The sequence below is a fragment of the Mesorhizobium sp. M6A.T.Cr.TU.017.01.1.1 genome (assembly GCF_004023115.1).
GTDB lineage: Bacteria > Pseudomonadota > Alphaproteobacteria > Rhizobiales > Rhizobiaceae > Mesorhizobium > Mesorhizobium mediterraneum.
Window position 1 is genome coordinate 1 of the sequence record NZ_RZTA01000160.1, and the last position, 10910, is coordinate 10910.

The following is a 10910-nucleotide window of genomic DNA, read 5'->3' on the forward strand; positions in this document are numbered from 1 at the left end:
TACTGGCCGCCTGCGCTTACAATCTGCGCACCATGATTGGCGTCCTCTATCCACCCGATGAGAGGCGGACATGAGGGAGGAGTGCGTCCACAATCCGGCAGGATGGCTGCCTAAACCGACAAAGGCCCCGCAAGGGCCGCGGAAAACCGCTCTGCCGGCCTTCAAAAAGGCCCCCACTGACCACCGAACTCCACTTCGCTCCCCGTGCAAAGCCCTCACAAGGGGAGAAGGGAAAGCGCCTATCCGCCAACCATCTCCGCCAATTTGCGGACTGTGTTCCAGTTGCGCGACGTGCCGACACCGAGACGTTTATGGCTTGTCGCCGCAAGCAATCGAGAACTTGGCGTTTCGCGGGAAAAGACGACCCAGATGTCGCCGCTGACCGCCCGCATCTTTTCATCCTTGCCGACATAGGCGTCCAGCGCCGCGACGGCTTCCGCCGGAACGGGCTTGCGCATTACGCGCACCGCCACCTGGTCCGCGGCGGCAGCCGATTCGGCGGGAAACGGATTGCCGGCCGCAAGCATCAACCAGTCATTTGCGCAGCGCACGATGATATCGACATGGCGGCCGAAGGTTGCCTCGAACGCTGCTTCGAGCCGCCCTTCCAGCACTGCAATTTCCGTTTCTTGCGCCTCGAAGACCAGATTGCCGGTCGCCACCAGCGTGCGCGGGTTGCTCAGCCCCAGGCCTTGCGCCATAGCCCTGAGATCGGACATGACGACCCGGCGTCCCTCGCCCAGGACGATGCTGTAAAGCAGAGCGACATAGGTTTGCACGGCAGCCGGGCGGCAGGCCTAGACCAATCGCGACTGTTCCACTGCCGCTTCGATGAAGCTGGCAAACAGTGGATGCGGGTCGAGTGGCCGGCTTTTTAGTTCGGGGTGGTACTGCACGCCGATGAACCAGGGATGGTCTGGATATTCGACCGTCTCCGGCAGGACGCCGTCCGGCGACATGCCGGCAAAGACCAGGCCGCAATCCTCGAGCCGCTCCTTGTAGTCGACATTGACCTCATAGCGGTGGCGGTGACGCTCGGAAATCTGCGTGTCACCATAGATGTCGGCGATTTTCGAGCCCTTGGCGAGGTCCGCCTGATAGGCGCCGAGCCGCATGGTGCCGCCGAGGTCGCCGGTTTCCCTGCGCTTCTCCAGCATGTTGCCTTTCAGCCATTCGGTCATCAGGCCGACGACCGGTTCCTCGGTCGGGCCGAATTCGGTCGACGAGGCATGCTCGACGCCGGCCAGCGAACGCGCTGCCTCGATGCAGGCCATCTGCATGCCGAAGCAGATGCCGAAATACGGCACTTTTCGCTCGCGGGCGAACTTCGCCGCCAAGATCTTGCCTTCCGCGCCGCGCTCGCCAAAGCCGCCGGGGACCAGAATGCCATGGACCTTCTCCAGCCACGGCGCAGGATCTTCCTTCTCGAATATTTCGCTCTCGATCCAGTCGAGCTTGACCTTGACGCGGTTGGCAAGACCGCCATGCGACAGCGCCTCGATCAGCGATTTGTAAGCGTCCTTGAGACCGGTGTATTTGCCGACGACGGCGATGGTCACCTCGCCTTCCGGATTGTGGATGCGCTTGGACACCGCTTGCCAGGGCTCCATACGCGGCTTCGGCGCCGGATCTATGCCGAAAGCGGCCAGCACTTCCGAATCCAACCCTTCATTGTGATAGGCCATCGGCACGTCGTAGATGTGCGGCACGTCGAGTGCCTGGATGACCGCACTTTCGCGCACGTTGCAGAACAGCGACAGTTTACGGCGCTCTTCCCTAGGGATGGGACGGTCGGCGCGGACCAGCAGGATGTCGGGCGCGATGCCGATGCCGCGCAATTCCTTGACCGAATGCTGGGTCGGCTTGGTCTTCAATTCGCCCGCCGTCGGGATGTAGGGCATAAGCGTCAGATGCACATAGACGGCGTTGTTGCGCGGCAGGTCGTTGCCGAGCTGGCGGATCGCCTCCAGGAACGGCATCGCCTCGATGTCGCCGACAGTGCCGCCGATCTCGCACAGGACGAAGTCGTAATCGTCATTGCCGTTGAGGACGAAATTCTTGATCTCGTCGGTAACGTGCGGAATGACCTGCACCGTGGCGCCGAGATAGTCGCCGCGCCGCTCCCGCTCGATGATGTTCTTGTAGATGCGGCCGGTGGTGATGTTGTCCTGCTGGTTGGCCGAGCGACCGGTGAAGCGCTCATAATGGCCAAGATCGAGATCGGTCTCGGCGCCGTCATCGGTCACGAAGACTTCGCCATGCTGGTATGGCGACATCGTGCCTGGATCGACGTTGAGATAGGGATCGAGCTTCTTTATGCGCGCGCGATAGCCTCGCGCCTGCAAGAGGGCCCCAAGGGCCGCTGCGGCGATGCCTTTTCCGAGTGAGGAGACCACGCCGCCTGTGATGAATACATATCGCGCCATGGGAGTCATCGCTTAACGCGGCCGAATTGATTCCGCCAGAGAAAAAACCGCCGCGAAGGCTTTTTCCCAAGAAGGCGCTGTGGTGATGGATGAGCAAAACAAAAGGGCCGGCGAGGCCGGCCCTTTCGGCAGTATGGGTTAATACGTCAGATGATGACGACCTTGGTGCCGACTTTCACCCTGCGATAAAGGTCCATGACGTGCTCGTTGATCATGCGGAAGCAGCCATTGGAGGCGCTCGTTCCGATCGACTGCGGCGCGATGGTGCCGTGAATGCGCAGATGCGTGTCCTTCTTGCCTTCGTAGAGATAGATGGCGCGCGCGCCGAGCGGATTGTCGCCGCCGCCGGGCATGCCGTCCTTGTACCGGCCATAATTCTTCGGTTCGCGCTTCTGCATGTCGAGCGTCGGGATCCAGCGCGGCCATTCCTGCTTATCGCCGACCGCGACCGTGCCCTTGAACTGCAGGCCGTCACGGCCGACGGCGATGGCGTAGCGGCGGGCCGTCGACGAGGACTCGACGAGATAGAGGCGGCGCGCGCTCGTATCGATGACGATGGTGCCGGGATTGTAGCCGGTGAACTCCACGCTCTGCGGCACGAACTCCGACTTTACCATGAACTGTTTCTTGGCTTCCTTCCTGGCGAGTGCGGCATCAAGAGCGCGCGTCTCGGGGAGCAGCGACATCGAAGAGGACGAGGCGGTGCCGCCGAACAGACCGGCAAAGAGCCCGACGTTCTGCGGCTTCTGTCCGACTGGCTCGCTGCGCAATTCGCCGTTGTTGCGGACCAGCGCGACGTTCATGGCCTCGGCGGAAACTGGTTCGGCCGACTGGATCGGCGCGATGGGTTGAACCGGTTCGATGATCTTGACGGTCTTCTTCTTAGCCGGCTTGGCGTCGGCCAGCTGGGCAGGTTTATCTTTCTTGGCAAGGCCCTTCTTGGCAAGAAACGCCTGCCGTTCCGCGTCGGCCTTGGCTTTGGCCGCCTCGCGCATCGCCAGCTTCCTGGCTTCGACCGCCTTGGCTCGAGCGGCCTCCTTGTCGGCCGCGATCTTGGCTTCGAGCTTGCTGATCTGGGCAAGATCGTCCGAGGTCGGTTTTTTCTTCTTCTTGAGGAGTCTTAGTTGCGCCGAGTCGCTTTTGGCGGCGACGTTGACGACGTCAGTTGTCACTGCGGCTTTAGAGGCCGAATTGCCCGCCGGCATAGCCGCGTAAGCGGGCGCACCAAGGCTGAGCACGGCACAAAGGCCGGCTAAAATGAAGCTGCGAAGCTGCATGGCGAAGATCCGATCGTTCAATGCTTGTTGCCCACGGCGTCGCCCGGCGTCCCCCAAGGACCCCGAAAGTGCCGCGCGCAATCTATAATCGATTAAGCGGAGACGCCTCAAGCGCCCTGTCGTGCCGTGCCCGGTCGAATCGTCGTGATCGTGCGGCATTTGCCGCGACTGTGTTCAAACAACAACAGATCGCGGCGCCGGACGCCTGCCGATTACTGGTTTGGGACCTGCGGCGTTACTGGCAGGGTGACGCCGTTTGTGGCCGGCGGTGTGGTCGAACCCGCTGCAGGCGGCGCAGCGGGAGCCGGAGCTGCGGCATCATTGCCGGAAGGTGGCGTTGGTGCCGTGTTGCCGGAAGGTGCCGTGTTGCCGGAAGGCGGCGTCGGCGCCGTGGTGCCAGGCAACTGGTTGAGCACGCCACCACCCGCGCCGTTCGCCGCCGGCACGCGATCGAGAATATCGATCGGCTTCTCGCCGTAACGGGCGATGATCGACAGCGTCAGCGAGGTGGCGAAGAAAGCCGCGGCCAGGATCGCCGTCGCCCGCGTCAGCGCGTTGGCGGCGCCGCGCGCGGTCATGAAGCCCGATCCGCCGCCGATGCCGAGGCCGCCGCCTTCGGAGCGCTGCAGCAGCACCACACCGACAAGAGCGAGCACGACCATGAGGTGGACGACGATTAGTACGGTTTCCATAGTTTATCCTGGCAAAGCCTTGCGCGGCCGTGGATACGACCGGTGATTTGGAGGCGGCTCAATACAATGCTTTGACGGCATTTCCAAGCCCGTGGCCGGAATATGGGAAGCAATGCGCCCTTTGCAACGATTTCCGCTGCGGCATGGCCTATCCGAGGTGCCCGACAGGATCTGGCTGCTACGAGATATTTCGATAGGCTTCGGCGATGCCGAGAAAGTCCGCCGCCTTCAGAAACGATTTCCGCTGCGGCATGGCCTATCCGAGGTGCCCGACCAGGATCTGGCTGCTACGAGATATTTCGATAGGCTTCGGCGATGCCGAGAAAGTCCGCCGCCTTCAGACTGGCGCCGCCGACCAGCGCGCCGTCGACATTTTTCACGCCAAGCAGTTCGACGGCGTTCGACGGCTTGACCGAGCCGCCATAGAGGATACGCATCTTCGCCGCTGCACTGCCAAGCTTTTCCGACAGTTTTTCGCGAATATGCGCATGCGCCTCCGTAACGTCGGCGGCGGTCGGCGTCAGCCCCGTGCCGATCGCCCATACCGGCTCGTAGGCGATGACGGTATTCGACGCCGTGGCGTTGGGCGGCACCGAGCCGGCGATCTGGCGCGACAGCACGTCGAGTGTAGCGCCAGCTTCGCGTTCGGCTCTCGTCTCGCCGATGCAGATGATGGCCACCAGCCCGGCCCGCCACGCAGCGGACGCCTTGGCCTGAACGATCGCGTCGTCCTCGTTGTTATCGGCGCGGCGTTCGGAATGACCGACGATGACGTGGCTGGCGCCCGCATCTTTCAGCATCTCGGCCGAAATGCAGCCGGTATGGGCGCCGCTCTCCTTGGTGTGGCAATCCTCGCCGCCGGCCCGGACCGGCGTGCGCGACAAAATCTCTGCGGCGTGCGCAAGCAGCGTCGCCGGAACGCAGACCAGCGCTTCGGTCTCCGCATCGAGCCCACTCATGAAGCCGTTGCCGATCATCCTGAGTTCATTGAGCGAGGCGCTGGTGCCGTTCATTTTCCAGTTGCCTGCGACCAGCGGGCGGATTCCTGGCGTCATGGGATTTGTTTCTCCGGGCAACATTCGGCTGCGTCCTCACTACCAAACTCAGCCCACAAAGCAATCGACAGTGGGCCGGAAGGACGCTATTGCGCTTGTTTCAGACTCGGCGCATGCGAAAATGCGCAAAAAATCGGAAGTGACATGCTTGGTATCTTGAGAAGCGCGGCGGGGACCTGGGTGGCGAAGGCGCTGCTGATATTGTTGGTGTTGAGCTTCGCCGTCTGGGGCATTTCGGGACAGCTTCTGGGTGGTTTTGCAGGCCACGACGCGGTTATCACGGCCGGAGGCACCAAAGTATCGATCAACGAGTATCGTCTCGCCTATGATCGCCAGATCAGCGTGATGTCGCAGCAATTCGGCCAGCGCATCAGCCGCGAGCAGGCGACGGCGCTCGGCCTGGACAACCAGGTGCTGGCGCAACTCGTGTCGGGTGCAGTGCTCGATGAGCAGGCCCGCAAGCTCGGGCTTGGGCTGTCCAAGGACCGCCTGGCCCAACTCACGCATGAGGACCCGGCCTTCAAGGGCCCCGGCGGCACCTTCGACAGAAGGACTTTCGAATACATACTGCAACAGGTCGGCATGCGGCCTGAAGACTATCTCAGGAATCGCGCCCAGGTGGCTGTGCGCCAGCAGATCGTCGAGGCGGTTTCGGACGGTCTCAAGACCCCGGATACCTTCTTGAAGGCGGTCGCGCTCTATCGTGGCGAAGACCGCACCATCGACTACCTGACTTTACCGAAATCGCTGGTCGAGCCGATTGAAGCGCCGTCCGACAGCGTGCTTTCGACCTATTTCGAGGAAAACAAGAAGACCTATGCGGCGCCTGAATACCGCAAATTCTCCTATGTCAGGCTCGAGCCGCAAGACATTATGGATCTGAGTGCCGTGACCGACCAACAGGTCAGCGACGACTACAACAAGAACAAGGGGCGCTACACCACGCCGGAAACGCGCACCATCGAACAGCTCGTGTTCAAGACGCCTGATGCCGCCAAGGCCGCGCTCGATTCACTCAAGACCGGCGCGACCTTCGACAAGATCGTTGCCGCCGAAGGCAAGACGCAAGCCGACACGCTGCTTGGCACGCTGCCCAAGGACAAGATTGCCGACAAGGCGGTGGCCGACGCCGCCTTCGCGCTCAACGCCAACGAGATCAGCCCGGTCGTTCAGGGCGCCTTTGGTGCGGTGCTGCTGCGCGTCACCGACATCAAGCCCGAAGTGGTGAAGCCGCTGGCCGAAGTGTCCGCCGAGATCCGCAAGGATCTGGCGTTGAGCGAGGCAAGCCGCATTCTGCTGGACGTGCATGACAACTACGAAGACATGCGCGCTTCGGGCAGCACGCTTACGCAAGCTGCCGAAAAACTGAAGCTGAAGGTCGTCACTATCGATGCGATCGATCGCACCGGCCAGAGGCCGGACGGCACCATCGTCAACGACCTGCCGGAATCGCCGGATCTCATCAAGGCGGTGTTCGACGCCGAACCCGGCACCGAGAATCCCGACCTCACCACCGCCGGCAACGGCTTCGTGTTCTACGAGGTGGATTCGATCACGCCGGCCCGCGACCGCACGCTGGATGAAGTCCACCAGAAGGTAGTGGCCGACTGGACGGCGGCGGAAACGACCAAGCGGCTCACCGCAAAAGCGGTTGAACTCGAAAAGCGTCTCAAGGCCGGCACCACGCTCGATGTAATCGCAAGCGAGCTCAAGCTCGAGAAGCAGACCAAGCGCGGCGTCAAGCGCGAGGCGGACGACGTCGATTTCGGCAAGGAAGGGGCGGCAGCGATGTTCGGCGAAGGCGAAGGCGGGACCGGGTTGATCCCCTCGCCCACCGGCGACGGACAGATCCTGTTCAAGATTGCCGAAGTCTTCGAGCCTGCCGGAGCCGACGCCAGCTCGGTGCCGGACGACGCGCAGAAATCCTTCACATCCGGCATGTCCGACGACCTGCTCGACCAGTTGGTGGCGCAGTTGCAGACGCAATACGACGTTCGTATCGATCAGACAGCTGTTGCCCAAGCCCTGACCAGATGAGCGCGCTCAAGACCCATATCGCAAAGGTCGCCGCAGGCTCCGCCCTTTCCTTCGAGGAGGCGCGCGAGGCCTTCGACATCATCATGTCGGGCGACGCTACGCCCGGCCAGATCGGCGGCTTCCTGATGGCGCTGCGGGTGCGCGGCGAGACGGTGAGCGAGATTTCCGGCGCCGTCGCCACGATGCGCGCCAAGATGCTGCGTGTCGATGCGCCCGCTGACGCCATCGACATCGTCGGCACCGGCGGCGACAATTCGCACAGCGTCAACATCTCGACCGCTTCCGCCTTCGTCGTCGCCGCTTGCGGCGTGCCGGTGGCTAAGCACGGCAATCGCGGACTGTCCTCGCAGACCGGCGCCGCCGACGTGCTGACCGCGCTCGGCGTCAAGATCGATATCCCGCCGGAAACGATCAGCCGCTGCATCCACGATGCAGGCGTCGGCTTCATGTTCGCGCCGGCGCATCATCCGGCGATGAAGCATGTCGGCCCGACCCGCGTCGAGCTCGGCACCCGCACCATCTTCAACCTGCTTGGCCCGCTCTCCAATCCGGCTGGTGTCAGCAGGCAGATGGTTGGCGTCTTCTTGCCGGAATGGATCATGCCGGTGGCCGAGACGCTGAAGGCATTGGGCGCCGAACACGCCTGGGTCGCCCATGGCGACGGCTATGACGAAATCACCACCACTGGCGAAACCCAAGTGGCCGAGCTGGTCGGCGGTGAGATCCGCAGCTTTACGCTAACCCCGGAAGCAGTCGGGCTGAAGCGGCACACCAAGGACGAGTTGCGCGGCGGCGACGCCGCCTATAACGCCCAGGCGCTACGCGACATGCTGGGCGGCGCCGCCGGCGCCTTTCGTGATACGGTGCTGATGAACGCCGGCGCCGGACTGGTGGTGGCTGGCAAGGCGACGATGCTTGCCGACGGCATGGCGACGGCGGCGCAAGCCATCGACAGCGGCCGGGCACTGCAAGTGCTCGACCGGCTGGTCGAGATTTCGAACGGATAGAGCCGTGTCTGATATCCTGCGCAAGATCGAAGCCTACAAGCGCGACGAGATCGCGGCGGCGAAGGCGCGCGTGCCGCTTGCCGAGATCAAGGCGCGGGCGAAGGACACCGATGCGCCGCGCGGCTTTCTCTCGGCCCTTGAAGCCAGGCGCAAATCCGGCAGCTCCGCGCTGATCGCCGAGATCAAGAAGGCGAGCCCTTCCAAGGGCCTGATCCGAGCCGATTTCGATCCGCCGGCACTGGCCAGGGCCTATGCGAAAGGTGGCGCCGCCTGCCTCTCGGTGCTGACCGACGCGCCGTCCTTCCAGGGCGCGCCTGAATTCCTCACCGATGCGCGCAGTGCCGTGACATTGCCCGCCTTGCGCAAGGATTTTCTGTTCGAGCCTTATCAGGTGTTCGAAGCCCGTGCGTGGGGCGCTGACGCCATCCTGATCATCATGGCGAGCGTCGATGACGCCGTGGCCAGGGAGCTCGAAATGACGGCTTTCGAGCTCGGCATGGACGCGCTGGTCGAGGTGCATGACGAAGCCGAGACGGAACGCGCGCTGAAACTGTCGTCACGGCTGATCGGCATCAACAACCGCAACCTCCGGACGTTCGAAACCAGTCTCGATACTTCGGAGCGGCTCGCGACGATGGTGCCGGCCGACCGCCTGCTGGTCAGCGAGAGCGGTATTTTCTCGCACGAAGATTGCCGCAGGCTGGAAAAAAGCGACATCGGCACCTTCCTCGTCGGCGAGAGCCTGATGCGGCAACAGGACGTGGCCGCCGCAACGCACCTGCTTTTGACGGGCAAGGCGCCGGCTCATGCATCGGCCCGAAAATCGGAATCGATTTTCGGAGAGCACGATGCATAAATCCAAAGTGTTAGAGCATGCTATGTGCGTCCAAACGGACGCACGTCGTTCTAAGGCCGTCTGACGATGACGGCTGCCCTCACCCATCTTGGCGCGAAAGGCGAAGCCAATATGGTCGATGTCGGCGACAAGGCGGAAACGACCCGCACGGCGATCGCCGAAGGTCTTGTCTCGATGCGGCCAGAAACGCTGAAGATGATCCTCGACGGCGATGCCAAGAAAGGCGACGTGCTGGGCACGGCGCGCATCGCCGGCATCATGGCGGCCAAGAGGACGCATGAGCTGATCCCGCTCTGTCACCCGCTGCTGTTGACCAAGATATCCGTCGACATCGAACCGGACGCGACGCTGCCTGGCCTGAAGGTCACGGCGCTGGCCCGCGTCACCGGCAAGACCGGCGTCGAGATGGAGGCGCTGACCGCCGTCTCGGTCGCTTGCCTGACCATCTACGACATGGCTAAGGCGGTCGACCGCGCCATGGTGATCTCCGGCATCAGGCTGGTGGAAAAGACCGGCGGCAAATCCGGCGTCTACAAAGTAGGCGCCCAAGGGGCAGGCCAATAATGGCGCTGCTTCCGGTTGCCGACGCGCTCGAGCGCCTGCTTGAAGATGCTGCGCCCTTGCAAGCTGAAAGCCTCACCCTGATGGACGCCGCCGACCGGATACTGGCGGACCCGCTCACGGCGCTCCGCACCCAGCCGCCCTTCAACGCGTCCGCCATGGACGGCTATGCCGTGCGGGCCGAGGATGTCGCCTCCGCGCCGGCAACACTTGCGGTGATCGGCATGGCGCCGGCCGGACGCGGCTTTGCCGGAACAGTCGGCCCGGCGCAGGCCGTGCGCATCTTCACCGGCGCGCCGCTTCCCGCAGGCGCTGACACCATCGTCATCCAGGAGAATGTCCGCGACCTCGGCGGCGGCAGCATCGAAGTGACCGCGTCGACGGTTGAAGGCCGCAACATCCGCCGCCTCGGGCTCGATTTCTCGAAGGGCGACGTTCTGCTGGAGAAAGGCCGCCTGCTTGATCCGGCGGCGTTGTCGCTGGCGGCGTCGGCCAACCATCCGCAGGTCAGCGTGGTGAAACGGCCGCTGGTCGCCATCATCGCCACCGGCGACGAATTGCTGCCGCCAGGCAGCGACCTTGGCCCGGACCAGATAATCTCGTCCAACGCCTATGGCGTCGCTGCCGCGGCCCGCTCGGTCGGCGCCAGCGCGCTCGACCTCGGCATCGCCCCCGACCGCAAAGAGGCGATTGCCGCGCTGGTGAAAAAGGCGGTTAACGCAGGGGCTGACGTCATCGTCACGCTGGGCGGCGCCTCGGTCGGCGACCACGACCTCGTCCACGACGTGCTGACCGGCGAAGGCATGACGCTCGATTTCTGGAAGATCGCCATGCGGCCCGGCAAGCCGCTGATGTTCGGCCGGCTGGGCGACATCCGCTGCATCGGCCTGCCCGGCAATCCGGTGGCGAGCCTGGTCTGCACGCAGCTCTTCCTGAACCCGCTGCTTGCGCGCCTTGGCGCACACCCCTACCGGCAGAACATGCGTCAGGCGGGGCTCG

10 protein-coding genes are annotated in these 10910 nt (G+C 63.4%); 5 read left to right on the top strand and 5 right to left on the bottom strand.

The window, feature by feature from the left end:
* Nucleotides 1-239 precede the first annotated feature (239 nt).
* The 5 genes from EOB36_RS31005 to tpiA all read right to left on the bottom strand — a co-directional run bounded on the left by EOB36_RS31005 (nucleotide 240) and on the right by tpiA (nucleotide 5450).
* Entirely contained in the window at nucleotides 240-779 is a 540-nt protein-coding gene (locus EOB36_RS31005; RefSeq protein WP_126106493.1) for a DUF1697 domain-containing protein, read from the bottom strand.
* An 18-nt stretch (nucleotides 780-797) separates the two neighbouring features.
* A complete protein-coding gene (locus EOB36_RS31010) occupies nucleotides 798-2435 on the bottom strand; it encodes a CTP synthase (protein WP_095485232.1) in 1638 nt (545 codons plus the stop codon).
* Between the two features lie 137 nt (nucleotides 2436-2572).
* On the bottom strand, nucleotides 2573-3703 hold the full coding sequence (locus EOB36_RS31015) for a L,D-transpeptidase (RefSeq protein WP_128286369.1): 1131 nt from the start codon (nucleotides 3701-3703) through the stop codon (nucleotides 2573-2575).
* Nucleotides 3704-3915: 212 nt separating this feature from the next.
* Nucleotides 3916-4395 (bottom strand): preprotein translocase subunit SecG, encoded by a 480-nt coding sequence (gene secG, locus EOB36_RS31020; protein WP_095485233.1) that lies wholly within the window; start codon nucleotides 4393-4395, stop codon nucleotides 3916-3918.
* 287 nt (nucleotides 4396-4682) lie between these two features.
* The gene (gene tpiA, locus EOB36_RS31025; protein WP_095485234.1) at nucleotides 4683-5450 is read right to left on the bottom strand and encodes a triose-phosphate isomerase; all 768 of its coding nucleotides are present in this window, start codon (nucleotides 5448-5450) and stop codon (nucleotides 4683-4685) included.
* 144 nt (nucleotides 5451-5594) lie between these two features.
* On the opposite strand from tpiA, the gene EOB36_RS31030 reads away from it, so the two are divergent.
* From EOB36_RS31030 to glp, 5 genes are all read left to right on the top strand, one after another.
* Entirely contained in the window at nucleotides 5595-7487 is a 1893-nt protein-coding gene (locus EOB36_RS31030) for a SurA N-terminal domain-containing protein (protein ID WP_095485235.1), read from the top strand.
* The gene (gene trpD / locus EOB36_RS31035; RefSeq protein WP_128286370.1) at nucleotides 7484-8494 is read left to right on the top strand and encodes an anthranilate phosphoribosyltransferase; all 1011 of its coding nucleotides are present in this window, start codon (nucleotides 7484-7486) and stop codon (nucleotides 8492-8494) included. Before EOB36_RS31030 ends, trpD begins: the two co-directional genes overlap by 4 nt.
* A gap of 4 nt (nucleotides 8495-8498) precedes the next feature.
* Nucleotides 8499-9350 carry an indole-3-glycerol phosphate synthase TrpC gene (gene trpC, locus EOB36_RS31040; protein ID WP_128286371.1) on the top strand — a complete coding sequence of 284 codons (852 nt, stop codon included), beginning with the start codon at nucleotides 8499-8501 and terminating at the stop codon, nucleotides 9348-9350.
* Between the two features lie 66 nt (nucleotides 9351-9416).
* Nucleotides 9417-9914: a cyclic pyranopterin monophosphate synthase MoaC gene (gene moaC / locus EOB36_RS31045; RefSeq protein WP_127203845.1), complete on the top strand. Its 498-nt coding sequence runs from the start codon at nucleotides 9417-9419 to the stop codon at nucleotides 9912-9914.
* Nucleotides 9914-10910: gephyrin-like molybdotransferase Glp (glp, locus tag EOB36_RS31050; protein ID WP_164897667.1), on the top strand; the 997-nt coding region annotated here is incomplete at its 3' end. The genes moaC and glp, both read left to right, overlap by 1 nt.

Coding starts and splice junctions, on each gene's coding strand:
- EOB36_RS31010 (WP_095485232.1), bottom strand. CDS start 2,435: ATGACTCCCATGGCGCGATATGTATTCATCACAGGCGGCGTGGTCTCC.
- EOB36_RS31015 (WP_128286369.1), bottom strand. CDS start 3,703: ATGCAGCTTCGCAGCTTCATTTTAGCCGGCCTTTGTGCCGTGCTCAGC.
- secG (WP_095485233.1), bottom strand. CDS start 4,395: ATGGAAACCGTACTAATCGTCGTCCACCTCATGGTCGTGCTCGCTCTT.
- tpiA (WP_095485234.1), bottom strand. CDS start 5,450: ATGACGCCAGGAATCCGCCCGCTGGTCGCAGGCAACTGGAAAATGAAC.
- EOB36_RS31030 (WP_095485235.1), top strand. CDS start 5,595: ATGCTTGGTATCTTGAGAAGCGCGGCGGGGACCTGGGTGGCGAAGGCG.
- trpD (WP_128286370.1), top strand. CDS start 7,484: ATGAGCGCGCTCAAGACCCATATCGCAAAGGTCGCCGCAGGCTCCGCC.
- moaC (WP_127203845.1), top strand. CDS start 9,417: ATGACGGCTGCCCTCACCCATCTTGGCGCGAAAGGCGAAGCCAATATG.